19 protein-coding genes are annotated in these 23,924 nt (G+C 74.5%); 6 read left to right on the top strand and 13 right to left on the bottom strand.

What is annotated here, in order from left to right; all coding sequences use genetic code 11:
- Positions 1–61: 61 nt before the first annotated feature.
- The 5 genes from WME98_RS16435 to WME98_RS16455 form a co-directional block, all read right to left on the bottom strand.
- Positions 62–700 carry a tetratricopeptide repeat protein gene (locus tag WME98_RS16435; RefSeq protein WP_437952134.1) on the bottom strand — a complete coding sequence of 213 codons (639 nt, stop codon included), beginning with the start codon at positions 698–700 and terminating at the stop codon, positions 62–64.
- A 155-nt stretch (positions 701–855) separates the two neighbouring features.
- Positions 856–1,602 carry a hypothetical protein gene (locus tag WME98_RS16440; RefSeq protein ID WP_437952135.1) on the bottom strand — a complete coding sequence of 249 codons (747 nt, stop codon included), beginning with the start codon at positions 1,600–1,602 and terminating at the stop codon, positions 856–858.
- 68 nt (positions 1,603–1,670) lie between these two features.
- Positions 1,671–2,651, bottom strand: a complete 981-nt coding sequence (locus WME98_RS16445) for a pseudouridine synthase (protein ID WP_437952136.1) — start codon at positions 2,649–2,651, stop codon at positions 1,671–1,673.
- Between the two features lie 7 nt (positions 2,652–2,658).
- Positions 2,659–5,691, bottom strand: coding sequence for a PEP/pyruvate-binding domain-containing protein (locus WME98_RS16450; protein ID WP_437952137.1), 3,033 nt, complete (start codon positions 5,689–5,691; stop codon positions 2,659–2,661).
- Complete coding sequence (locus WME98_RS16455) at positions 5,688–6,632, bottom strand: alpha/beta hydrolase (protein ID WP_437952138.1); 945 nt, start codon at positions 6,630–6,632, stop codon at positions 5,688–5,690. Before WME98_RS16455 ends, WME98_RS16450 begins: the two co-directional genes overlap by 4 nt.
- A gap of 220 nt (positions 6,633–6,852) precedes the next feature.
- On the opposite strand from WME98_RS16455, the gene WME98_RS16460 reads away from it, so the two are divergent.
- A complete protein-coding gene (locus WME98_RS16460) occupies positions 6,853–8,454 on the top strand; it encodes an amino acid permease (RefSeq protein WP_437952139.1) in 1,602 nt (533 codons plus the stop codon).
- Positions 8,455–8,514: 60 nt separating this feature from the next.
- Here the strand turns inward: WME98_RS16460 and WME98_RS16465 are convergent, their stop codons facing one another.
- Together WME98_RS16465 and WME98_RS16470 are read right to left on the bottom strand one after the other, a co-directional pair.
- On the bottom strand, positions 8,515–10,068 hold the full coding sequence (locus tag WME98_RS16465; protein ID WP_437952140.1) for a carotenoid oxygenase family protein: 1,554 nt from the start codon (positions 10,066–10,068) through the stop codon (positions 8,515–8,517).
- A gap of 65 nt (positions 10,069–10,133) precedes the next feature.
- A complete protein-coding gene (locus tag WME98_RS16470; RefSeq protein ID WP_437952141.1) occupies positions 10,134–11,723 on the bottom strand; it encodes an AgmX/PglI C-terminal domain-containing protein in 1,590 nt (529 codons plus the stop codon).
- A gap of 710 nt (positions 11,724–12,433) precedes the next feature.
- Here WME98_RS16470 and WME98_RS16475 point away from each other — a divergent pair.
- From WME98_RS16475 to WME98_RS16485, 3 genes are all read left to right on the top strand, one after another.
- On the top strand, positions 12,434–14,497 hold the full coding sequence (locus WME98_RS16475) for a TonB family protein (RefSeq protein WP_437952142.1): 2,064 nt from the start codon (positions 12,434–12,436) through the stop codon (positions 14,495–14,497).
- Between the two features lie 57 nt (positions 14,498–14,554).
- Positions 14,555–15,085, top strand: coding sequence for a thioredoxin family protein (locus WME98_RS16480; protein WP_437334151.1), 531 nt, complete (start codon positions 14,555–14,557; stop codon positions 15,083–15,085).
- Positions 15,086–15,195: 110 nt separating this feature from the next.
- Positions 15,196–15,828 (top strand): AMIN-like domain-containing (lipo)protein, encoded by a 633-nt coding sequence (locus tag WME98_RS16485; RefSeq protein WP_437952143.1) that lies wholly within the window; start codon positions 15,196–15,198, stop codon positions 15,826–15,828.
- Between the two features lie 72 nt (positions 15,829–15,900).
- Here WME98_RS16485 and WME98_RS16490 read toward each other — a convergent pair whose 3' ends face one another.
- Together WME98_RS16490 and mutM are read right to left on the bottom strand one after the other, a co-directional pair.
- Complete coding sequence (locus tag WME98_RS16490) at positions 15,901–17,136, bottom strand: LysM peptidoglycan-binding domain-containing protein (RefSeq protein ID WP_061623512.1); 1,236 nt, start codon at positions 17,134–17,136, stop codon at positions 15,901–15,903.
- Between the two features lie 78 nt (positions 17,137–17,214).
- Positions 17,215–18,081 (bottom strand): bifunctional DNA-formamidopyrimidine glycosylase/DNA-(apurinic or apyrimidinic site) lyase, encoded by an 867-nt coding sequence (gene mutM, locus WME98_RS16495; protein WP_437952144.1) that lies wholly within the window; start codon positions 18,079–18,081, stop codon positions 17,215–17,217.
- Positions 18,082–18,154: 73 nt separating this feature from the next.
- Here mutM and recD2 point away from each other — a divergent pair, with 73 nt between their 5' ends.
- Positions 18,155–20,578 carry an SF1B family DNA helicase RecD2 gene (recD2, locus tag WME98_RS16500; protein ID WP_437952145.1) on the top strand — a complete coding sequence of 808 codons (2,424 nt, stop codon included), beginning with the start codon at positions 18,155–18,157 and terminating at the stop codon, positions 20,576–20,578.
- Here recD2 and WME98_RS16505 read toward each other — a convergent pair.
- Complete coding sequence (locus tag WME98_RS16505) at positions 20,575–20,745, bottom strand: hypothetical protein (protein WP_437952146.1); 171 nt, start codon at positions 20,743–20,745, stop codon at positions 20,575–20,577. The two genes, recD2 and WME98_RS16505, sit on opposite strands and share 4 nt — an antisense overlap.
- A gap of 214 nt (positions 20,746–20,959) precedes the next feature.
- On the opposite strand from WME98_RS16505, the gene WME98_RS16510 reads away from it, so the two are divergent.
- Complete coding sequence (locus WME98_RS16510; protein WP_437334157.1) at positions 20,960–22,093, top strand: tetratricopeptide repeat protein; 1,134 nt, start codon at positions 20,960–20,962, stop codon at positions 22,091–22,093.
- A 72-nt stretch (positions 22,094–22,165) separates the two neighbouring features.
- On the opposite strand, the gene WME98_RS16515 is transcribed toward WME98_RS16510, so the two are convergent.
- From WME98_RS16515 to rplU, 3 genes are all read right to left on the bottom strand, one after another.
- Positions 22,166–23,008 carry an HAD family hydrolase gene (locus WME98_RS16515; protein ID WP_437952147.1) on the bottom strand — a complete coding sequence of 281 codons (843 nt, stop codon included), beginning with the start codon at positions 23,006–23,008 and terminating at the stop codon, positions 22,166–22,168.
- A gap of 84 nt (positions 23,009–23,092) precedes the next feature.
- The gene (rpmA, locus tag WME98_RS16520) at positions 23,093–23,350 is read right to left on the bottom strand and encodes a 50S ribosomal protein L27 (RefSeq protein WP_012240530.1); all 258 of its coding nucleotides are present in this window, start codon (positions 23,348–23,350) and stop codon (positions 23,093–23,095) included.
- A 14-nt stretch (positions 23,351–23,364) separates the two neighbouring features.
- Complete coding sequence (rplU, locus tag WME98_RS16525; RefSeq protein ID WP_020740951.1) at positions 23,365–23,673, bottom strand: 50S ribosomal protein L21; 309 nt, start codon at positions 23,671–23,673, stop codon at positions 23,365–23,367.
- Positions 23,674–23,924: the final 251 nt, after the last annotated feature.

The raw sequence follows: 23,924 nt of genomic DNA on the forward strand, positions 1-23,924 counted from the left end.
GCGCTCCCCCGCGGAAGCGCATCCCACGGACGCCGCGCGCAGCGGCGGACGCGCGAACCGGTTACCGGTTCAGCTTGTCCTTCTTGGCGTTCTCTTCGGCCTCTTTCTGGCGCTCGGCCTCGCGCTGGACGATGCGCTCCTTGACCGTGGCGTAGTCCTTCTCGTCCTTCACCCGCCGATCGATCTGCTTCTGCCGCTCGGTCGCCGTCGCCGGGTAACCGCCCGCCTTGGGGTTGCTGGTCAGGTACGCCGCGTAGGCGCCCCACGCCTCCCGCGCCGCCTGCCAGTTCTTCTGGCGCTCACGAAGATCCGCGAGGCAGAAGAGCACCTTCGCCTGAAGCTCCTCCGAGCCCTTCTTGCCGAGCGCCGTCGTCCAGGCCGTCTCGGCCTCCGCCGCATTGCCCGACTCGAGCATCGCCTCGCCGAGCCGGTAGAAGCCGAGCATCTTCGAGGGATCCTGCTTGATCGCCTCCTGGAACGCCGCGATCGCGCCGGGGATGTCGCGCGCCACGAACGACGCGTTGCCCTTCAGGATCTGCTCCGTGTAGGGGCTGATGCCGGTGTGCCCGCTGGGATCCTTGCGCGGCGGAGCGGCAGCGGCCGGCGCCGCCTCCGGCGTCTGCTGGGCGGCCGCGGGCGAAGCAGAGACGACGACAGCGAGAGCAAGCGACGCGATGACGGCAAGCGAGCGGTCCTGCATGCCCGCCAAGGTACCGCAGCCGCGGCCCGAAGGGGAAACCTTGCTGCACCGACGAGCGACGATCCCCGCCGCCCGGAGCAAGGCGCGCGACGGCGCCCGACCCAGCACGCCGCCGGACCTCGGACCGGCATGCGTGACCCCGACGGCCCGGCAGGCTACCGCCGCGGAGCCCTGAACGGGTCCGGCGGCTGCCCAGCATCCGGGCGCCCCGCGTCCACCGGCGGCCACCCGCCATCCGGCACCCCCGCGTCCGTCGGCGGCCACCCGCCGTCCGGGCGCCCCGCGTCCACCGGCGGCCACCCGCCATCCGGCGGCCCCGCATCCGTCGGCGGCCACCCGCCATCCGGTCGGCCCGCATCCACCGGCGGCCACCCGCCATCCGGTCGGCCCGCGTCCGCCGGCGGCCTCCCGCCGTCCGCCGGCAGGCCGCCGTCGACCGCCGCCGGGGCCTGCGCGCTCAGCGACACGAGCCGGCCGTCCGGCTCCGGCGGCCAGAGGAAGCGCTCCTCCGCGCCCGTCTTCCGGTCGACGAGCTTGGCCCAGCTCGCGCGCGGGTTGTCCGCCATCTGCACGCGAAGCCGCGCCGTCACCCCCTCGTCGAACGCCGGCCGGCGATAGAGGATGTTCGTCGACCGCTCGGGCGCGTCGCCCGTGAGCGGCACGTCGAACCGGACCCGATCGAGCAGCTCCTGGCCGACGTACAGCTCGAGCGCGAACCGGCCCATCACCCGCGCCGTCGCCGCCGGCCGGTCGAGCGTCACCGGGCGGACACGCGCGACCGACCCCCTCCCCTTCGCGTACTGCACCTCGAAGACCCACTGCTTCGCGCTGGGCCGCACGGCAGGGTCGGGCGCATACCCGGCGCGGGGCGGCGGAGCCCCGGGCTCCGCCAGGGCGATCACGCCGGCAGCAGCCAACGCGAGGCCGGCGAGGGCCGCCAGGGCGGCACGGGCGAGAGGGCGAGGCGAGGTCATCGAGCTCCACCGGAAGGAGCCGCCAGCGGCAAAGCCGCCTCGGGCGTCCCAGTCAGCACCTCTTCCCACGCGGAGCCGTCGCCGTCGAGCGCCCCCCAGAGATCCCGCAGCTCGTCCGGGACCGGCGCGAGCGCAGCGCGCTCCTCGCCGGCCTCGTCCGGCACCGCGACGCGCAAGGCGTGCAGCGCGACGCGCGCGAGCGGGAGCACACGGCCCCGCGCCGTGGTCACGGAGCGCGCGCCGCCATGGTCGCGGTCGCCGAGGAGCGGCGCCCCCGCATGCGCCGCGTGCACCCGGAGCTGGTGCATGCGGCCCGTCGCCGGATCGAGGCGGAGCAGCGTGGCCGGCGCCGCGCCGCCGCCGGCCGAGGCGACCGCGCGGTACCGCGTCGCCGCCGCCTTCGCGCCGGCCCCGCCCACCGCCGGCAGGCTGCGCCCGCGCGACCGCGCCGCGCCGATGGGCGCGTCCCACGTGCCCGCCCCCTCGACCCGGCCGCCGGCGATGCCGACGTACACCCGCGCGACGCGCCCCGCCTCGCGCATCGCCGCGAGGTGCCGCTGGCCCCGCGGGCCCGTCGCGCACAGCACCACGCCGCTCACGCCGACGTCGAGCCGCGAGGCCGCGTGCGGCGGCGCGCGCAGGCCGAGCAGCTCCGCGACCTCGGTGACGAGCGAGCGCGTGCCCCGGCGCTCCGGCTCCGTCGGCAACGCCGCCGGCTTCGACGCGACGAGGATCTCCCCCCAGCGCGCCAGCACCTCCACCGGCGGCGCCCCGGGCGCGTCGCGCCGCGCCGGCCACACGGCGAGCTCGTCGCCGGGGGCCACCGCGTCGCCCGGCCGCGCCCGCCGCGCGTTCAGGAAGGCGCGCCCCTCCGCCGCCGCGCCCGCGAGGCCCGGCGACGCGCCGCCCAGGCGCTCGAGGACGTCCGCCACCGTGGGGCCGTCGGACGGGCCGACCCGGAAGCGCGCGGTCGTCATACGGGCGTCATTCGGGCGGCGCAGCGAGCGGCGCCGCGCCGTCGCCCTGCGCGCCGCCGGCAGCGCCGTTCGGCGACGGCGGCCCGGCGCGCTCGTCGCGCTCGTTCAGCCGCTCGATCACGCCGCGATCGCCGTCGACCCGCAGCCGGTCGCCCGTCTTGATCGCCAGCGTCGCGCCGGGCACGTTCACCACCGCGGGGATGCCGTACTCGCGCGCGACGATCGAGGCGTGCGACATGGGGCCGCCGAGCTCGGTCACGACCGCGGCCGCCACGAGGAAGAGCGGCGAGAGGCCGATGTCGGTCGTGCGCGCGACGAGCACCTCGCCCGGCGCCACCGCGTCGAGCGAGGGCGCGCCCGGCTCGAGCACGCGCGCCCGCCCCTCGACCACGCCAGGGCTCGCCGGCAGCCCGAGCAGGCGGACCCCCGACGCGGGCGGCAGCACGACCGGCGGCGGCCGGCCGATGAACGTGGCCGGAGGATCGGGGCGCGCGGCGTCGCGCAGGTGCTCGGCGCGGCGCAGCCGCACGACGTGGCCCACGTCGGCGCGGCCGCTGGAGAGCGCCGTCACGAGCTCCTCGTAGGTGCAGAAGAACACGCTCCCGGGGAGCAGCGAGGGCTCGATGCGGAGCAGGCGCCGGTCGATGTCGAGCGCGACCTTCCGCAGCATGCCGAGGACGCGCGTCACCCACGTCCGCATGCGCTCCCGCAGGCGCACGTAGCGCTGCGCGCGGCCGACCAGCGTGCGGAGGAGCGCGAGCTCCACCCGCGAGACGCGCGTCTCGAGCATCGCCATCTCCCGGTCGGCGAGCGCCCGCGCGCGCGCCAGGGCGCGCTCCGGATCGCCAGGCGCCCCGCGCAGCGACGCGGTGAGCATCGCGATGACCGGCGCCGGGTCCTCCCGCCAGCGCGGGGTCGCGAGCTCGGCCTCGCGCACGGCGCGGTCGCCGTACGCGTCGAGGAACCGCGCGAGCGCGTCGCGCGCCGGCCCCTCGGGCAGATCGCGCGGCCCCCTCACCTCGCCGGCGAGGAGCCGCTCGCGCGACGCGCGATCGAGCATGACGAGCTCGGCCACCCGGGCGAGCTCGATGCCCGGCCCCGCGCTGTCGAGCTCGCGCACGCCGCCCGCGAGCACCTGCGCCAGGTGCTCGACGTTGGTCTCGGCGCGCCCGACCGGGCCGTCGAGGGGCGCCTCGCCCGAGGCCGAGCGCGCCGAGGCGCGGCGGCCCGCGACCCGCTCGAGCGCCTTGCAGAGCGCGAGGTGGCTCGCGAGCGACGCCGACGCGCAGTGCAGCATCAGCGTGCCGGTCCGCTCGAGCAGCAGGAAGACGCTCCGCAGCGTGGTGCCGATGGCGTCGTCCGGCAGGAGCGTCATGTCGAGCTCGGAGAGCGCGCGCTGGGCCCAGAGCGCCTCGCCCTCGTAGGCCGCGACCTCGCGCTCGAGCCGCGCCTGCCGGAGGAGGAGCCGCGGCCCGGTGAGCGGCAGCCGCGCGTAGAAGCGGCGCCGCGAGACGCCCGCGCTCTGCTCGGCGAGCCGCGCGATGAGCTGGTCGCTCGCCCCGCCGCTCATGCCGAGCAGCGCCCGCGGCGAGAGCCCCGGGACCTGCGCCGCGATCTGCATGAAGGCGGTCAGGTTGAGGTAGAAGCGCCCGTGCACGTTGGCGACGAGGCGCGCGCCGCGCGGCACGCGGCAGCCGAGCGCGGCGAACGCCTCACGGAAGCCGCGGTCGGAGAACGCGCGCGCCACCGACCAGGTGAGCGGCGTCGCCGCGCCGGGGAGCGCCTCGCCCACGTTCGCGCGCGACCAGATCGTGTCGGCGCCGCCCCCCTCGGGGAAGCCGCCGCCGCTCACCGGACGCACCTGGAGCAGCCACACCCGCGGCTCCGCCGGCGCGCCCTCGGCCGGCGCACCCTCGGCCGCGGCGTCGTCCGCGAGGCGGCCTGGGTCCTCCCCCTCGGCCGCGGCGTCCTCCGCGAGGCGGCCGGGGTCCTCCCCCTCGACCGCGAACTCCACGTCGAACGGGCCCTTGCCGCCCTGCTCGAGCCGCTCGGCGAGCTCGGCGAGCTGCCGCAGCGCGGCCTCGCCGAGCGCCGGCCGATCGGCGCGCGCCGCGGGCACCGCGACCTCCTCGAGCCCCGCCGCGCCCACGACGAGCGCGCGCCGCTTCTGCGCCACCGCCGACGCGACGACCTTGCCGTCGCCCCGCGCGATCCGGAGGGTGTCGGCCGCCACGGCGCCGTCGACGACCGGCGCGCCCAGCCCGAGCGTGGCGTTCACGAGCCGCTCGCCGGCGCGCCAGTGCTCGCCCTCGAGCCCGGCCGGGGGCGCGGTGAAGAGCACGCCCGCGGCCTCGGCGCGCACCATCACCTGCAGCACGACCCCCATCGCGACGTCGCGGACGCCGGCGTGCGCGAGGTACGCGAGCGCGCGCGGCAGGAAGGCGCTCGCCCAGACCTGCCGGATCGCGGCGTCGAGCTCGGCGTCGCCGCGCACGCCGAGCACGGACGTCGCGAGCCCCGCCATCGACGTCTCGTCGCTGTCCTCGCAGGTGGCGCTGGACCGCACCGCGAGCCCCCACGGCGCCTCCGGCGCGATCGTCTGCCAGAGCGCCTGCAGCGCGGCCGAGAGCGTCTCCGGCAGCGGCTCGCTCAGGATGCGGTCGCGCGCCCGCGCCGCCCGGTCGACGCCGACCTTCGTGCCCGAGAGCCGGATCAGCGTGGCGAGGTCGTGCCCGCGCGGCAGCTGCCGGTCGACGAGCTCCGTGAAGCACCGCGCGTCGAGCACCCAGCCGCGCGGCACCGGGAAGCCGTCGCGCAGCAGGCGGCCGAGCGAGGCCGCCTTGCCGCCGACGCGCTTCGCGCTCGTGCTGCGGCGCTGGCCGGCGCTCTCGAGCGGCTTCAGCCACTCGCGCACGGAGGGCGGGTCGGTCGCGCTCTCGGCGCGGGCGATGCGTGTCGGGTCGGCCACGTCGTTGCCGAGGAAGTAACACGGTTCGGCGGCCTGGTCAGGGGCTTGTGACGCCCGGACCGCCGCGATCACGGCGCGCGCAACCCGCGCTGGACGCGCTCGTGCCAGAGCACCATTTCCACGCCTCCAGGCCCGCGGTTCCAGGCATAGTCGTGCGGTCCGGGCACAATGAGCAGCTCGTGGGCGACGCCGTCCTGCCGGAGCCGATCGCTGATCGCCTGGATGGCGGGCAGGAAGGGGTCGGCCTCGCTCGACACGAGCCGCAGCGCGAGCGCGCGGCGCTCGGTGGTCCGTCGCGCCCGGCGCGCGAGGGCGGAGAACATCTCTGCCTCGTCCGCCCGCACGGCCGGCTGGAGGGCGCCGACCGCGCCGAAGACCTCGGGGTGCGACAGGCCGACGAGCAGCGCGAGGCGGCCGCCGAGGCTCACGCCGTCGATCCCGGTCGCCTCGCGCGCCGCGAGGCAGCCGCTCTCGGCGCGCGCCCGCGGCAGGAGCCGCTCGACGACGAACCGCCCGAAGGCCGCGGCCCCCTCGACGGAGCGGTCGCGGAGGTCGGGCGCGAACGGCGTGGCGATGCACAGCCCGCGGTAGGGGTGCTCTCCGAGCGAGGCGTTGAGCTGCGCGAGCCGCTCGCGCGTGACCATCTGCCCGAGGTCGTCCGGCGCGAGCGGCGGCGCGAGGATCCGCTGGAGGGTCGCGTCGAGGCGGTAGTCGTCGCGCCACCCGCGCGCGCCGGCCTCGGGGCCGCGCACCGCCTCGCCGCGGCCGTGCAGCGCGACGAGCAGCGGCAGCGGCGCCGCGGCCTCGGGCGCGAGGAGCAGCGCGCGCTGCGGGCCATCGCCCCCTTCGGCCGGCGCGAAGGCGAGCTCCTTCCAGCGGGAGGGGGCCGCCTCCGCCGCCGCGGGCCCCGGCGGGGGCGGCGAGCTCTTGCGCCGGCACGACGACGCGGCGAGCGCGGCGAGGCCGAGCAGGGCGCGCCGGCGCGAGAGCGAGGGGGGCGTCGTCGTGGACATGCGCGGCGAGGGTAGCAGCGGGGGCAGGCGGTCACCGCCGGCGGCCGCCGCACCGTGCTTGTCGTGGTTCCGGCGCATGCGCTGGTCAGTCGCCGGCGCCCCCATGTACGCTCGTCTGCGCGGGTGGGCTCCCCGAAAGGGGCGCGCACCGGCGAGGCGCGCCGATCCCGACGGGCTCCGTCGGTCACGAGCGCAAGACCGTCGAGGAAAGGGACCGCTCATGAGCCGTGAGACGAAGGGGGACGTCGGGGCGCGCTCCGGCGACGAGCCGCGCAGCGTGGAGGGCGTGATCGCCGAGGACGTGAAGACGCTCCACAGCATGGGCTATGCGCAGGAGCTCCTGCGCCGGATGGGGGGCTTCTCCAACTTCGCGATCTCGTTCTCGATCATCTGTATCATCGCGGGCGGCATCACCTCGTTCCAGATGGGGCTTTGCAGCGTCGGCGGGGCCGGCATCGGCATCGGCTGGCCGGTCTGCAGCGCGCTCTCGCTCTGCACCGCGCTCACGATGGGACAGGTCGCGTCCGCGTTCCCGACCGCCGGGGGGCTGTACCACTGGGCCTCGATCCTCGGCGGCCGGGGCTTCGGCTGGGCCACCGCGTGGTTCAACCTGATCGGCCTCGTCACCGTCCTCGCGGCGATCAACGTCGGCGCCTACCTGTTCATCATGAGCTCGCTCGGCCCGCTGTTCGGCGTCGACATCGCGACGATGTCCCCGGATCAGGCCCTCTTGACGCAGATCGTCGGGGTCACGCTCATCACGGGGACACAGGCGCTCTTCAACCACCTGGGGATCCGCGTCACAACCCTGCTCACCGATTTCAGCGGATACCTCATCCTCGTCGTCTCGGTGATCCTCACGCTCGCGATGCTCTTCTACGCGCCCCAGGTCGACCTCGGGCGGCTCGTCACGTTCACGAACTACAGCGGGGCGAAGGGGGGCGACGTGTGGCCGGAGACGAACAGCATGACGATGCTGTTCCTCCTGAGCTTCCTCCTGCCCGCGTACACGATCACCGGATACGACGCGTCGGCGCACACCTCGGAGGAGACGATCGGCGCGGCGCAGACCGTCCCGCGGGGCATCGTCCGGGCGGTGCTCGTCTCCGGCGTCTTCGGCTGGCTCATGCTGAGCGCGATCGTGCTCGCGATCCCCGACATGGACCAGGCCGCGTCGAAGGGCGGCGGGGTCTTCTTCTGGATCATGGAGAGCGTCATCCCGGAGAAGCTCCGGATCGCGCTCTACGCCGGCATCTCGATCGCCCAGTACCTCTGCGGGCTGGCCACGGTGACGTCCGCCTCGCGCATGACCTTCGCGTTCGCCCGCGACGGGGGGCTGCCGCTCTCGGAGCAGCTCCGCAAGGTGAGCCCGAAGTTCCGCACGCCGGCGACCGCGATCTGGGTCGTCAGCGCGCTGACGATCGCCTTCACCGTGTACACGCCGGTCTATTCGACGATCACGGCCGTGTGCGTGATCTTCCTCTACATCTCCTATGTCATGCCCACGATGGCGGGCGTGCGCGCCTACGGCCGCACGTGGGTGACGATGGGGCCGTGGGACCTCGGCCCGCTGTACCGGCCGCTCGCGGTCATCAGCGTGCTCGCGTGCCTGATGCTCATCGTGGTGAGCGTCCAGCCCCCGAACGACAAGGCCCTTGTCATCATGCTCATCGTGTTCGCGCTGACGGCGATCATCTGGTTCGCGCTGGAGCGCCGCCGCTTCCAGGGCCCGCCGCAAGGGGTGATGATCCAGCAGCGAGCGCAGGAGATCGCGGAGGCGGAGCGCGCCGTCGGCCAGGTCGCCTCGGGCGGCGGACGGTAGCGACCCGGAGGCGCGCAGGCGGGGGCGCGGCGGTCAGCCGCGCAGGCGGGGGCGCGGCGGTCAGCCGCGCGCCACCCACGAGCCGTGAAAGCCGTACGGGATCCGGTGCGGGCAGCGCAGCACCGCGACCGGCTCGCGCTCGACGTCGAGCGCGTCGAGGACGAGGAGGTCGCTCCGGTCCGTCTCGGCGCGGTACACCACGGCGAGCAGCCACCCCTCCCCCTCCGGCGCTCCCTCGCCGCGGGGCACGAACACCGGCTCTGACGTGAAGCTCGATCGACCGAGCTCGTGGTAGCGCGTGCGCCGCTCGACGTGGTCGACCAGGGCGATGGCGTTGTGGTGCCCCCGGCCGTCGCTGTCGCCGCGCCTGCACACCATCCAGCCGTAGCGGTACGGCCGCGCCGTGAACCGCGGATCGACGATCGGAAACTCGGCCGGCGCCTCGTCCAGCAGGGTCTCGCTGACGGCGCCCTTGTCGGGATCGATCCGGAGGCGGGTGAGCCGCCCTTCCGGGTTCTCCGTGAGCGGCGGGTTCGGGTTCTCCCCGCCGAGATCGAAGAGCGGGAGGCGCGGGTACCGCACCACGTCGAGCACGACGGAGCCGCCGTCGTCGAAGGCGTTCATCGTGTGGAAGACGAAGCAGGCGGGGAGATCGACCGTGCGCGCGGGCGCGCCCGGCTCGTCCCGCGGGACCACGATGAGGCGCGCGCCCTCCGAGGGCTCCCACCGGACCGGGTTCGAGGTTTTGAAGTTCTCGTACCGCATGGTCGCGGGCAGGTGATAGAGGATCGCCCGCGTCGCCGTGACGCCGAAGTCGTGCATCATCGCCGGGAACGGCACGTCGATGTCGCGCGAGAAGCGGAGCGAGCCGTCCGCGGAGAAGGCGTAATACGTCAGGTGCGGCGGCCGCGGCGAGGCGCCGAAGGTGTAGATGTCGCCCGTCTCCGGATCGACCTTCGGGTGCGCGACCATGCGGCGCGCCTCCAGCACGCCGCCGAACGTGAAGCGCCCGCGCGTGGCGAGCGTCTCGGGGTCGATCTCGTGCGCGGCCGAGTTCTCGACGAGCGTCAGCAGCCTGCCGGCGAGCCTGAGCACGTTCGTGTTGCTCCGGTCCTGCGCCCGCATGATCCGCCGCACCTGATCCTCGCGCGGCGGCAGCCCGAGCAGCCCGCGCACGCGGAGCTCGATGAGCTCGGACGGCGTGAAGCCGAGCGCCTTCCAGCCGTCGACCGAGGTGCGCCGGCCAAAGCCGCGGAGGCCGCCGAAGAGCGCCCGGCCCGCCTGCTCCTCCCAGCGGAGCTTGTCCGTGCGGACCCAGCGGCGGCGGTGCGCCACGCGCCCGCCTTCAAAACGGAACGCGTCCACCATGCCGTCGCCCTCGAACCAGTGATAGAGGGCGGGATCGAGCGGCTCGAACCGCGGCGCGGGCCCGATCCGGTAGAGCGCGCCGGCGAGCGCCGCCGGCACCTCTCCCGACACGAGCTCGAGCGAGGCGCACTCCGTCTCGCTCCGGAAAGGGGCGTAATTCCCTTCGAGAAAGGGGTTTTGAAGGGTCTTTTCGGGCGCGCGCCGCGCGCGCCCGAGCGTGCTCAGGATTCGGGATAGGGCGCTCACGCACGCACGATAGAGCATACCACTCGCCGGGGCGACACCGAAGGTCAGCCGCCGGAAGGGGCGAGTCAGCCGCCGGAAGGGCTGAAGAGGATAGGATAGGTCACGGTCACGATGCCGGCGTCCGGCGGCGGGAACGACAGCCCGTAGAACGAGCGCACCACGCAGGCGACCACGCCGGCGTCCGGCAGGTCGGAGCCGCCGTTCTGGACGCTGGAGACCGCGCCGTCACGGCCGATCGTGAAGCCGACCGCCACGCGCCCGGCGAGGTTCGGGCTGTTGCGCAGCCCGTTCTCGTAGCAGAGCCGGAATCGGCCGAAGTTCTGCCGCACGATGCGCTGGATCACCTCGGGCGGGAGCCGGCCCGACACCGAGGTCGACCCGACCCCCATCCGCGGCGCGCTCACCTTGTGGCCGGGTCCGTTGATGAAGCGCGACGCGCCGCCGCCCGGGCCGAAGCCCTGCCCGTCGCCGAGCCCGTTGCCGTGGTTGATGGTGCCGAGGGGGCCCATCCCGATGCCGGTGAAGCGCCCGCCGCCGCCCTCGCCGACGCCGGTCAGCCCGAGGCCCCCGGCGCCGCCCGACTCATCGATCGTCTCGCCCCACAGGTTGCCGATCACGCTCTTCGCCCCGTTGCCGAGCGTGTCGACGCCGCCCCAGGGGGCCGAGGGCGCGTTCGGATCGCCGAGGCCGGCCTGGAGCACGCCGATCAGGCCGAAGCGGGCCGCGTCGTCGAGCGCCTGCGCCCGCGAGATCCGCACGTCGGCGTTGTCCTTCGGCCCCTCGATGTCGAAGCGCCCGTTGGTCTTCCGGCTCGTCGCGCTCCCGGCCTTGCCCGACTCGCCGATCGCGGCCGCGCCCGAGCCGCCCTCGGTGTCGTTCGGGCGGGTCGCCTCCGCGCCCTCGGTCGCCTCGGGCAGCTCCCGCTCCGCGGTCGCCGCGAGCGCCTGCGCCATGAGGTACGCCTGCTCCGCGCTCACGCCGCCGTCGTCGGCCATCGCCAGCGGGGGCATGAACGCGGCCATGGCCCCGAGCAGGCCGACATGGACCAGCGTCGAGAGCGCGGCGAACGGCAGGCTCCGGCGGTCGAGGCTCACCTTGCCCGCGACGCGGCGGCCCGCGTTGCCCACGGCGACCTCGAAGCCGAAGTCGCCGAGGTCGAGCCGCGCGCGCGCGCCGAGCGGCAGCGCGACCCGCCGCGCCCCGCCGAGCGCGGCGTCCGCCGCCGCGCGGCCCGTCGCGATCGCCTGCGCGACCGTCATCTTGCAGCTCCCGATCTCGATCATCCCCGACGCGCCCGGCGGGATCACGGCGCTCACCTCGCCGTCGTCGCCGACGAGCACGAGCGGCGCCCTCGCCGCGCCCAGCCGCTCCGCCGGGAGGAAGAAGTCGCACGCGCCCTCCGCGCCGTCCTGCTCGCCCACGTGGAAGGAGCGCGGCGGGGTCAGGTGCGCCACGTGGATCAGGTTGCTCCCCCAGCGGATCAGCACCTCGACGGACAGCGCCTCGGTCTCGCACTCCGCGGCGGGCAGCTCGGGCGCGCTCTTGACCAGCGCGTACGTGTACGAGCCCTCCGGCGCGTCCGCGGTCACCTCGGGATCGCGGGCCGGAGACGCGCTGAAGGGCGGGTTGCCGAGAAACGGATTCGGGGATGCCATGCTCGGAGCCAACTTGAACGTATCCATCTGAAGCCAGGCCTTTCCCTGCTCCCGCGTGCGGCGTGGACCGCGCAGCGAGCGGTCTGAATGGAGCGAGCCCGCGAGGGCCCGCGCTCTGGCGTTCCCCGGCGCACGCGCGGCGAGCTTCACCGCTCTCTGCGTGCGCCGCGGAGCACCGCGTCCACGCCCGGGATCGACAGCGCCCCCGGCCCCAGGTTCCGGACCCGCCACGCGATTTTCAGCGGCGAGATCGCGCCCAGGGCGTTGAATGAACTCCAGATTGCCGGCCCGACTCCGCGCCGCTCGGCGCGGCGGCTCGCCCCCGGCCGTCGCGGAGCGCGCCACCTCGGAGGGGCAGGCGCCGACGTCCGCGCCGCGGTGTGTGTGCGAGGGCCACCTCGATGCGATGCGCGCGGTTGGCCAACAGACATGGAGTCGTCGCGAAACACAGCCGTAAACTTCCGGTGCTCTCTGATGAACCGCGCCGCGCAGCGGGAACACGCGCCGCGCAGCGGGAACACGCGCCGCGCAGCGGGAACACGCGATCGAGCGCGCCGCCGACAGCGCACCAGACACGGCCGCTCCGCACCGTCGAACGAGCGGAGCCGCGCGGGGATCGCGAGGTGCGCAGTCCAACGAGACGACAAGACGCGCGAAACAACGGGCGTTGGGGTAGCCGCGCCCCCGCCGTCGTGCGTATGATGAACGGCATGGGTGCGACCAGGAGCAGCGGTCAAGACCCGCTCATCGGCGCGACGATCGCCGGTCGATATCGGATCGTATCGCTCATCGCGCGCGGGGGTATGGGCAAGGTGTACAGGGCAGAGCAATCGGCCCTGGGACGGATCTGCGCCCTCAAGCTCCTCGTGCCCGACGAGCGCCGCGAGCAAGATCCGGAGTTCTTCCGGCGCTTTTCGCGCGAGGCCGCGACCGCGGCGCGGCTCACCCACCCGAACTCCGTCACCGTCTTCGATTATGGCAGGGACGATCCGCGCGGCATTTATTTCATCGCGATGGAGTACATCGCTGGCCGTACGCTGCACCGTGTGCTCCACGACGAGGGCGCGCTCCCCGAGGCGCGCGCGAGCCGGATCGCGCGGCAGATCTGCCGCGCGATCATCGAGGCGCACGGCCTCGGCCTCGTGCACCGGGATCTCAAGCCGAGCAATGTGCTCCTCGTCGACCAGGGAGACGAGCAGGACTTCGTCAAGGTGCTCGACTTCGGCCTGGTCAAGGACGTCTCGGGGCAGGACCTGGACGATCTGACCCAGAAGGGCCTGTTCATCGGCTCTCCCAAGTACACCGCGCCGGAGCAGGCGATGGGCCACGAGCTCTCGCCGCGCGCGGACATCTACGCGCTCGGCGTCCTGCTCTACGAGATGCTCTCGGGCAAGGTGCCGTTCGACAAGAAGGTGCCCACGGCGACCCTCATGGCCCACGTCAGCGAGCCGCCGCCGCCGCTCGCCGGGAGCGCTCCGGGCGCGCTCGTGTCGCCGGCGATGGAAGCCATCGTGATGCGGTGTCTCGAGAAGGACCCGGACAGGCGCTTCCAGTCGATGAAGGAGTGTCTCATCGCGCTGAAGAGCGCGGCCGGCGAGCCGATCGATCTCGCGCGGGCCTCGGCGCCGGAGCGGCTGTCCGTGGCGCAGCTCGGCGGCGCGCTGCCCTCCGCGCCGTCGAACTCGGGGCCGCGCCTCTCGGCCCTCTGGCCGTCGCCGAGCGGGCTGGGCGCGCCGCCCCGCGCCGGGGCGAGCGAGCCCGCCGCGCCGATCCGCCAGCCGCAGGGCGACTCGCTCTCTCCAGCCCAGGCGCCGCCGACCGTCGGCGGCTCCGTCGGCCCTGCTCGTCCTGCGCCGGTGTCCGTCTACATCGTGGCGCTCGTCGCGGCGATCGTCGGCGGGGGGCTCGTGCTGGCGCTCACCGGGCACGTGCGCGGGCGCGCTCCGGACGCCGCGAGCGCCCCGGCCGCCGCGCAGCCCGCCCCGGTGCCGCTCGCCATGCCCGTCGAGGCCTCGGTGGGCCGAGAGCCCGGCGCCGCGGCCGAGTTCAGGATCGTGAGGATCGAGAGCGCCCCGCCCGGGGCCCGCGTGTCCGACCGCGGGACGGAGGTCTGCCTTTCGACCCCGTGCCGGCTCGTGCTGCAGGGCGCCGGGACCACGGCCGAGTACCGGCTCAATCTGACCAAGCCCGGCTACAAGCCGGCCGTGCTGGTCGTCCGCCCCGAGGACGAGACCGCCTCGGCGGAGCTCGAGGCGCTCGCCGCGGCGGCGCCGGCGCCGAGCCCGCACGCCGCGGCGAGCGCGCTCCCGGGGCCGGCGCCCCCGGCGGAGCCGCCGAGCGCCGGGCCGCCGAGCGGTGGGCCGTCGCCGAGCGCCGGGCCCGTCGCTGCCGGGCCGAGCGCCGCGCAGCCGGCCGCGATCGCCGCGCCGGAGCCTCCAGCGGCCGGGGCCGGGGCGGCGCCGGCCGCGCCGGCGCCAGCCGCCCCCGAGATCCTGCCGTTCCAGGAGGGGATGACGCGCCCCGTGCCGATCGCCGCGCCCGCGGTCGTCTACACGCGGCAGGCGCGGCAGGCGCGGGTCGAGGGGACGGTCCTCGCGAAGTGCGTGGTGACGACGGCCGGCAGCCTCACCGGCTGCCGGATCGTCAAGGGCGTGCCCCACATGAACGAGGCGGTCCTCGAGGCGCTCGCGGCGAGCCGCTACAAGCCGGTCACCTACCAGGGCCGGCCGGTCAACGTCGACTACGTGTTCTCGATCAAGCTCGTGCTCCCCTGAGGCGCTGGCGCAGCCGGCCGCCGTGAGCAAGACCGTGCCCGAGAGGGAGACGACGACGTGAACGGTCATGGCCGGAAGGGGTCGGCTGGCGCCGGGCTGGTGCTCTGTCTCGCGGCGCTCCTCGGCTGCTCGCGGGAGGAGACCTCCGCGCCGGCCGCAGGGAGCGGCGTCGCGCGGCCGGCGGCGCTGCGGGCCGAGGTCGAGCTCGCGCCGGACGGCGGCGAGGTGCCGGCGCTGGTGCAAGCGGCGCGGGAGCGCGCCCGGCGGGAGGGGCGCGAGCTCGTCGTCTACGTGGGCGCGCCGTGGTGCGAGCCGTGCACGAGGTTCCACGACGCCGTGAAGGCGGGCCAGCTCGACGCGGCCTTCCCGGCGCTGCGCCTGCTCGAGTTCGACCTCGACCGCGACCGGGATCGGCTCGCCGAGGCCGGTTACGCGTCGAAGATGATCCCGCTGTTCGTCGTGCCCGGCGAGGACGGCCGGGGGACGCGCCTCCGCATCGAGGGGTCGGTGAAGGGCGAGCGCGCGGTGGACGAGATCGTGCCCCGGCTCGCGGCGATCCTGGCCAGGGCGCGGGCGCCCTCGCGGTGATCCTCGGCGGCGCGCGCCGGCCGCGCCGCCCCCCGCGATGCCCGCGGCGGCGCGCGCGCCGCGTCGTCGCAGTGGACGTTCGGCGGCCGTGGCGCCATGAATGCCCCCTCATGAGGACCGCCGACCTCCTGCTCGCCGCCGCAACCGTGTCGCTCGCCGCGGGCTGCCGCGGCGGCGCCGGCAGCGAGCCTGCTCAGCCCGTCCCGCAGGTGACGCCGATCGACACGCGCCCCGAAGGGCCGGCCGTGGACGACGAGCCGCCCACGCCGCGGCCTCCGAAGGCGGCGGATCCCACGAGCACCGACACGTTCGAGGGCACCGCGGGCGCCACCGACAAGCCGCGCGCCGGCGCGAAGGTCGCGATCCTGCGCGACGTGCGCGCGGCCCGGCACGAGCACTACGACCGCGTCGTGTTCGAGTTCGAGGGGGACGCGGTGCCGGGCTACCACGTCGACTACATCGACAAGCCGGTGCGGCAGTGCGGCTCGGGCGAGGCGACCGAGATCGCCGGCGACGGGTGGCTCGCCGTGCGCATGACCCCCGCCGCGGCGCACACGGACGAGGGGAAGCCCACGATCCCGTTCCGCGAGCGGAAGCTCGCGCTCGGCGTGGCGCTGGAGCTGGAGCGGACGTGCGACTTCGAGGCCGAGGTGACGTGGGTGCTCGGGGTCTCGTCGCCGAACAAGTACCGCGTCCTCGAGCTGACCAAGCCGGCGCGGCTCGTCGTCGACGTGAAGCACTGAGCGGGGCCGAGGCCGCGCCCGCGGGCCGACCGCGCTCCCGGAGGGCCGGCGGCGGAGCCCCTCCCGCGGCTCTCAGCCGCCCAGCGCCGGCCCGGCTTCGTCGTGGCGCACCGGCGGCGACGCCTCCGCGGCCCGCGGCGGGGGCAGCCGGCGCGGCGGCACGACGACGTGCTTCGGCGGGGCGGCGGGGCCGCTCGACGGCCGCGGGATGTTGTAGACGCGTTTCGCCTGGATCGCCGTCGAGCGCAGGCCGTTCGCCCGCTTGATCGCCTCGACCGTGGTGCCGTACTGCCGGGCCAGCGAGCCCAGCGTCTGCCCCTTCTTCGCGGTGTGCCGCACGTAGTGCGCCGTCGGCTTGATCGCCCCGCGCTTCACGAGCAGCGGGTACGCGCGCACGGCCGACTCCTGCGCCACCGGGCTGTAGAACCGGATGTGGATGTGGTTCGCGTGCCCCCGGGCATGGCGGATGAGCGGGCGCGCTTTCCTCGACCCGTACTGGAAGACCTCGTCGAGCCAGTCCTTGTCCTCGCCGATCTTCAGCGCGTGCTCCTTGAGCAGCCGCTGCACGCTGCTGTCGATGAGGATGAGCTCCACGTCGGTCTCGGTGATGAGCGCCCGGACGAAGGCCCAGGTGCGCTCTCGATCGAGGTTCGCCGCCGTGGCCCGCTGGTACCATTGGTGCCGCGCGTCGAGGAAATAGCTGATGTCGACGTCGCGCCCGGCCTGGTGGCTCTTGTGCGGAGAGAGCCGGCCGCCGTCCCGGGCGCTGATGTGCCCGATGTAGAGCTTCGGGCTGCCCGGGAACTGCCGGTGCACCTCCGCGATCGCCCGGTCGAGCGCGTCGACCGTCTCGCGCGTGCCCCAGGCGTGGCCCGGATCGACGAGCTCCCACCGGTCGCTCTCGGGCATCCGGATGCCGTTGAACAGCGCGCCCGCGTTGGTGGCGCCCACCGACATCGGCCCCAGCGCCGCCGGGTCCTTCGCGAGCAGCTCCTCGATCTGGGCCTCGGTCATCGCCGCGAGCGGCGAGTGCGCGCGCGTGCCGGCGCCCGGATCCACCCGCAGATCCAGGCCGTCGTCGGCCTCGGCGCCGTCCTCGTCCACCTCGTCTTCGTGCTCGTGCGCGTCCGCGTGCGCGGCGTCCTCCGCCGCTGCCCCGGGCGCTGGCGCGCCGGCGCCCGGCTCCACGGCGACCGAGGCCGTCGCGCGCAGCAGGCGGTCCTTGGACCGCGCCGCCTCCGGCGCGCTCCCGGCACAGCCCGCGAGAACGAGGGCGCAGAGGACGGAAAGCAAGGTGCTGCGGCCCATCGCGGGGCCACTATACCGGCACGAAGATGTCACGCCAACCGCGGGCCCGCGGCGCAAATCCCTTCGCGCGACGGGTGTTCAGCGCCGGGGCGCCCTGCGCGGCCCAGCTCGCGCCCGCGCGCGGCCGCGCTCCGGCTGGCAGCGCGGGCAGAAGGCGCTGGAGCGGCCGCCGATCGCGCGCGTCTCCAGCGCCGCGCCGCAGCGGGGGCACGGCTGGCCGGCGCGCGCGTAGACGAGGAACGGGTTCGGCGTCGCGCCGGACTCGGACAGGTAAGCGATCTCGCCCGCGCCGATCGCCCCGAGCGTGTGCGCGATCGAGCCCAGGGCGCCGGCGGCGATCGCGGCCACCTCCTCGCGCGAGAGGGATCGGCCCGGCCGCGCCGGGTGCACGCCGGCCCGGAAGAGCGCCTCGGTCGCCTGGATGTTGCCGAGGCCGGCGATCACCGCCTGGTCCATGAGGATCGCCTTCACGGCGCGCGCGCTCGCCCGCGCGCGCCGCGCCAGGGCGTCCACGTCGATCCCGTCGCGCAGCGGATCCGGGCCGAGCGCGGCGATCTCGGGGATCTCGCCCGGCGAGACGCCGCGCAGGACCGCGAGGCGGCCGAGGAGCCGCGGATCGCTGTAGTGGAGCACGCTCCCCGAGGCGAGCAGCAGCCGGGCGCGGCTGTGCGCCGGCGCTGGCTCGCCCGGCGAGCGGCGCACCCATTTGCCGGTCATCCCGAGGTGGCTGAGCAGCACCACGCCGGCGTCGAGCTCGAGCGTAAGGTACTTGCCGAAGCGCGTGAGGCGCTCGAGCGCGCGGCCCGGGAGATCGCGCTCGAAAGCGTCGCGGCTCGATCCGCGGAACAGGCGGGTGCGGTCGCCCTCGGCGGACGCGATCCGGTCGCCCGTCAGGAAGCGGCGCAGCGAGGCGGCGGCGTGCTCGACCTCGGGGAGCTCCGGCACCCGCGAGGAGTATCACGCGCCGCGGCGCACGAGGGCGTTGCCGCCGGCGGGCCGGCGGCTACATGCTGCCCTCGTGCAAGGGTCCCAGCGGAGCGGCCGCCCCGATCGGGCAGCCCGGGGGGCAGCCGCGCCGCCGCCGGACGGCGCGCCGCGCCCGCACGAGCGCGCCGAGCGCCCCGGCGGGGCCGGCGAGCGCCCCGGCGGGGCCGGCGAGCGCCCGCCGGGCGGCGGGGGCCAGCAGCGGCTCTTCTCGGCCAGGGAGGCGGCGGGCAACGGGCCCGCGACGGTCGAGGGCGAGGTCGCCCGCGTCACCTACGAGAACGAGTCGAGCGGCTTCCGGGTGCTGCGGGTGGAGGTCGCCCCCGGCGCCGCCCCGGAGGTCTGGGTCGGGGTGTTCCCGCAGGTCGTCCCCGGCACGCGCGTGCGCGCGACGGGGCGCTACGAGCGCGATCCGAAGCACGGCGAGCAGCTCAAGGTCGAGACCCTGCTGCCGATCGCCCCCGCCACGCTCGACGGGCTCGAGCGCTACCTCGGGTCGGGCATGGTGCAGGGCATCGGGCCCGCGTACGCCAAGCGGATCGTGGAGGCGTTCGGCGCCGAGACGCTGGAGATCCTCGACCGGTCGCCGGAGCGGCTCGCCGAGGTCCCCGGGCTCGGCCAGCGCAGGGCGCAGGCCGTCGCGAAGGCGTGGGCGGCGCAGCGGGCGATCGGGGCCATCATGATCTTCCTCCAGGCGCACGGCGCCTCCCCGGCGCTGGCGAGCCGCATCTACAGGCGGTTCGGCCCCCACGCCATCGACATCGTCTCCCGCTCCCCGTACCGGCTCGCGCTCGACGTGTGGGGCATCGGCTTCAAGACCGCCGATCGGATCGCGCGCTCGATCGGCGTCCGGGCCGACTCGCCCGAGCGGGCGCAGGCGGGCGTGCTGCAGACGCTCGTCGACCTGTCGACCCGCGGGCACACGCTGGCGGAGCGGCCGGAGCTCGCGGAGCTCGCCGCGGCGATGCTCGAGCGCGACGCCGCCGAGGTCGACGGCGCGATCGACGCGCTCGCGGCGAGCGGCCACGTGCGCGTCGAGGCGCTGTCGACCGGCGAGGTGGCCGTCTACCCGAAGGACCTCTACGAGGCCGAGGTGCGGCTCGCGCGCCGGATGCGCTCGCTGCTCGGGGACGACGACGACGGCGCGGCCGGCGACGCGCGCCTCGCGGAGGGCGTCGACGCGGCGATCGCCGCGTTCGAGGAGAAGACGAAGGTCTCGCTGGCGCCCGCGCAGCGCAGCGCCGTGGAACAGGCGGCGCGGAACAAGGTGCTGGTCATCACGGGCGGCCCCGGCGTCGGCAAGACGACCATCGTCCGGGCCATCCTGGCGCTCTTCGACCGCGCCCGGCTGCCGGTGCGGCTCGCCGCGCCCACGGGCCGCGCCGCCAAGCGGATGAGCGAGGCGACCGGGCGCGAGGCGGTCACGCTCCACCGCCTCCTGGAGTTCGACCCGAAGCAGCGCAAGTTCGGGCGCCAGCGGGGCCGCCCGATCGAGGCGGCGGCGATCGTGGTCGACGAGGCGTCGATGCTCGATCTGGCGCTCGCCGACGCGCTCCTCCAGGCCACGTCCGACGCGGCGCGGCTCGTGCTGGTGGGCGACGTCGACCAGCTGCCCTCGGTCGGGCCGGGCGCGGTGCTGCGGGACGTGATCGCCTCCGGCGAGGTGCCCACGGTGCGGCTCACGCAGATCTTCCGGCAGGCCGAGGGCAGCCTCATCGTCCGGAACGCGCACCGCATCCACGACGGCGAGCCGCCGGAGGGCGCGCGCGGGCCCGGCGGCGAGTTCTACGTCATCGAGCGGACCGAGGCCGAGGCGGCGGCGGAGCTGATCCTCCACCTCGTGACCGAGCGCATCGCCAAGGGGTTCGGGCTGGACCCGCGGCGGGACGTGCAGGTGCTGACGCCGATGCACAAGGGCGAGGCCGGCGCGATCGCCCTGAACGCGCGGCTGCAGGCGGCGCTGAACCCCGAGGGCCCGACCGTCACGCGCGGCGCGCGGACGCTGCGGCTCGGCGACAAGGTGATGCAGCTCCGCAACGACTACGACCGCGAGGTCTACAACGGCGACGTGGGGTTCGTCACGGAGGTGAACGCCGAGGAGCGGAAGCTCCAGGTGCGCTTCGACGATCGCGAGGTCAGCTACGAAGAAGCGGAGCTCGACGAGCTGACGCTCGCCTACGCGACGAGCATCCACAAGAGCCAGGGGAGCGAATATCCGGCGGTGATCGTGCCGATCCTCACCCAGCATTTCGTGATGCTCTCGCGGAACCTCATCTACACGGCGGTGACGCGCGGCAAGCGGCTCGTGGTGCTCGTCGCGGATCCGCGGGCCGTGTCGCTGGCGCTGGCGGAGACCCGGAAGGAGGAGCGCCGCACCCACCTGGCGGAGCGGTTGCGCAGCGCGGCGCCGGCGCGCGAGCTCAAGCCGGCCCTCGCCGCCGGCCCGCGACTCGACTAGGACGGCGCGCGGAGCAGGGAGAGGGCGAGCGACATGAGCGTCCGTGACGGCGAGAGCGACAGCGAGCACGACAGCGATCCCACGAGCGACAGCCAGCCGCGCGGCGCAGCGACGACGGCGGCGACGCAGGCCGCAGCGCGGCAAGTCCGGAGCGCGGCAAGTTTCACTGGAAACTCGGGTGGAAACTGGAGCGGACCGAGCGCGGCGCGCGGCCGTGCTCTCCGAGCTCCCCCGTTGCCCGGGTGGGCCCTCCCTGCTAGCGTTCGCGCCCCTTCTACACGAACTACGGCCCCCATCAATTTGGCGCGCAGGGTACCGGGGCGAGGCTGGGTGATGCCTGCGCCTCGGCGCGCGTGGGGAAGAGATCTCGGAGCATCGACGATGACGACGAACGGACAGCAGCAGGCGGCTGGGCTCAATATCGCGGGAGGGGCAGCGATCGTCGCGCCCGTGAGCGCGTTCCCGAACGGCGTGCCGGGGAACGCGCTCATCGTCATCCCGGTCAACAAGCCGACCGATGAGCTGAAGGGTCTGATCGAGAAGGGCCCCGCGGCGGTGACCCTCGATCAGATGTGGCAGCTCCTCGGCTTCAACGGGCCGGCGGTCCAGGTGCAGGACGACCAGGGGCGCCCGATCGCGATCGGCCTGGAGGACCTGCTCGCCGGCCTCGAGAAGCACTGGACCGAGCAGCCCGACGATCTGAACCGCGGGCGCATCTACGCGCAGGAGCTCCTCAAGCACAACCGGCTGCAGCGCGCCGAGCAGGTGCTCTCGAAGGTGGTCGCGAAGGGCGGCACGGGCGACGACTGGCTCGCGCTCGGCATCGCGCAGCTCTCGCAGGACAAGCACGACAAGGCCGAGGGGACGCTGAAGGGCGCGCAGAACCTGCTCAAGGACAACCCCTACCCCTCGCTGCACCTCGCGAAGCTCTACCAGGCGCGCAAGGAAGACGCGAAGGAGCGCGAGTTCATCGAGAAGGCGATCGCGATCGACGTCGAGTGCATCGACGCGTGGGCCTACCTCTTCCAGTACCTGAAGCAGCGCGGCGACGAGGCGAGCGCGGTCGCCGAGATCGAGAAGTTCTCGGCCGACAAGAAGACGCCGGCGCCGTACATCGCGATCCAGGGCTTCTACGCGGCCAACGAGGAGACGCGGGACAAGGCGGTCGAGTACGCCAAGAAGGCGGTCGCGCTGAACCCGGACAACCCGCTGGCGCTGCTCTGTCTCTCGGCGCTGTACGGGCAGAAGAACGACCTCGAGGCGGTGGTCCGCCTGCTCCAGCCGCACGAGGCGAAGATGAGCCGCGACGTGCGCCTGGCCAACAACTACTTCGAGGCGCTGTTCCAGTCGCGCCAGCTCGAGAAGGTGACCAAGCTGCTGAACGCGCTCGCCGGCTCTCCGAACAAGGAGGTCAAGCAGTTCGCCATCGAGCGCTCGCGCGCCGTCGCGCAGTACCTGCAGCAGCAGCAGCAGCAGCTCGCCGCCGCGTCCCAGCCGGCGCAGCGCAAGGCCTGACACAGCGCTTCGCGCGGGGGAGCGCTGAGCGGCGCTCCCCCCGCTGCTCTTCGGCGCCCTCTGCCGCTCGGCTCAGCGACCGAAGGCGCGGCGGATCGCTTCGGCGATGCCCCCGCCGCGCAGGCCGTCGGCCTCCAGGCGGTCGGTCGCGGCCTGCTTCACGTCCTCGGGCGCCTGCGCCATCGCGAACGATCGCCCCGCGACCTCGAACATCGGCAGATCGTTGAGCCAGTCGCCGACGACGACCACGTCCGACGTCGCGCAGCCGTAGTGCTCCGCGAGCCACGCGATCGCCGTCCCCTTCGTCGACCCGGACGCGCGGACCATCATGGCCCAGAGGCTCGTGTGACCGTCGCGCAGGAACGGGAACGAGATGACGAAGGCCGCTTCACCGAGCTCGGACCGGACCTCCTCGACGGCGGCCGTGACCTGCAGCTCGGTCCCGATCGCCACCAGCGCGAGCAGCCCGTGCTCGTGCTCCCAGTACGGGTGCGACGAGACGCGCTCGACCTCGGCGATCGCGTGCGACCAGCCGCGGACGTAGTGGACGTGCGGCGTGCCGGTCGCGTCGTGGACGATGCTGTCCTGCGCGAAGAGGAACGACGCCGTCGCGTGCCGCTCGGTGATCGAGCGCAGCAGGGCCGCGTGGGCGCCGGAGATCGTGCGCGAGTACAGGTGCGCGTCGCCCTCGGTGTGCACGATGTGGCTGCCGTCGACGCACGCGATGGGGCCGAGCACGCCGACCCGCCGCGCGACCTCGCGCGTCCCGGAGTACAGGCGCCCGGTCGCGATCGAGACCGGGATGCCGGCGCTCTGGAGCCGCTGGATGGCGAGGAGGTCTTCGTCGTGGATGGAGCCGTCGCGCCGGACGAGGGTCCCGTCGACGTCGAGGGCGAGGAGCTTGTAGGTCGTCACCGCGTTGAGGTGAAGCGTGAGCGCGCGGAGCGCAACAGGCGGGACGCGAGGGGACGGCTCATGAGGCCGTCCCGGTGCGGGAGCTCAGGACGCCGGGTAGACCGACACCTGCTTCTTGGTGTTGGACTTCCACTCGTACGTCACGACGCCATCGACGAGGGCGAAGAGCGTGAAGTCGCGGCCGGTGCCGACGTTGTGGCCGGCGTGGATCGAGGAGCCGACCTGCCGGACCAGGATGTTGCCAGCGCGCACCGGCGCGCCGGCATACACCTTCACCCCACGGCGCTGCGCGTTCGAGTCGCGGCCGTTCCTGGAGGAGCCGCCGCCTTTTTTGTGAGCCATGTCTACTTCTCCTGCTAGGCGGTGATGCCGGTGATCTTGAGCTCGGTGTACGGCTGACGGTGGCCGTTCTTGCGGCGGTAGTTCTTCCGGCGCTTGAACTTGAAGACCACGATCTTCTTGCCGCGGTCCTGCCCGGTGATCTCGGCCGCGACGGAGGCGCCGCTCACGAGGGGCTTGCCAATCTTGGGGGAGTCGCCGCCGACGAGGAGCACCTCGCTGAAGGTGACCTTGTCACCGGCATTGCCGGCAAGCTTCTCGACCCGGAGCTTCTGACCTTCGGCGACCCGATACTGCTTGCCGCCCGTCTTGATGACCGCGTACATGGTGCGTCTTCCTCAACCTGGGGACCGCGATCCCTCACCTTACGCCACGCATTGGCCCTCGAGCCGAGGGCCCGGTGAGCGAGGGAGCGGCAGTATACGGACCTTGCTTCGCTTGGCAAGAGGTTCGCAGCGCCGTCCGCCCAGGTTCTTCGCCCCGGAGAGCCGACCGTACGCCGCAGCGCTGTAGAGCCCGAAAATCGCCCGCCGCCGCGGCTCAGGCCGGGCGCCGGCCGCGATCGGCCGCGGTCGCG

The organism is Sorangium sp. So ce296, assembly GCF_051529605.1.
GTDB lineage: Bacteria > Myxococcota_A > Polyangia > Polyangiales > Polyangiaceae > Sorangium > Sorangium cellulosum_D.

Coding starts and splice junctions, on each gene's coding strand:
- WME98_RS16485 (WP_437952143.1), top strand. CDS start 15,196: ATGAGGACCGCCGACCTCCTGCTCGCCGCCGCAACCGTGTCGCTCGCC.
- WME98_RS16470 (WP_437952141.1), bottom strand. CDS start 11,723: ATGGCATCCCCGAATCCGTTTCTCGGCAACCCGCCCTTCAGCGCGTCT.
- rpmA (WP_012240530.1), bottom strand. CDS start 23,350: ATGGCTCACAAAAAAGGCGGCGGCTCCTCCAGGAACGGCCGCGACTCG.
- WME98_RS16455 (WP_437952138.1), bottom strand. CDS start 6,632: ATGTCCACGACGACGCCCCCCTCGCTCTCGCGCCGGCGCGCCCTGCTC.
- WME98_RS16435 (WP_437952134.1), bottom strand. CDS start 700: ATGCAGGACCGCTCGCTTGCCGTCATCGCGTCGCTTGCTCTCGCTGTC.
- WME98_RS16475 (WP_437952142.1), top strand. CDS start 12,434: ATGGGTGCGACCAGGAGCAGCGGTCAAGACCCGCTCATCGGCGCGACG.
- rplU (WP_020740951.1), bottom strand. CDS start 23,673: ATGTACGCGGTCATCAAGACGGGCGGCAAGCAGTATCGGGTCGCCGAA.
- WME98_RS16460 (WP_437952139.1), top strand. CDS start 6,853: ATGAGCCGTGAGACGAAGGGGGACGTCGGGGCGCGCTCCGGCGACGAG.
- WME98_RS16490 (WP_061623512.1), bottom strand. CDS start 17,136: ATGGGCCGCAGCACCTTGCTTTCCGTCCTCTGCGCCCTCGTTCTCGCG.
- WME98_RS16445 (WP_437952136.1), bottom strand. CDS start 2,651: ATGACGACCGCGCGCTTCCGGGTCGGCCCGTCCGACGGCCCCACGGTG.
- WME98_RS16510 (WP_437334157.1), top strand. CDS start 20,960: ATGACGACGAACGGACAGCAGCAGGCGGCTGGGCTCAATATCGCGGGA.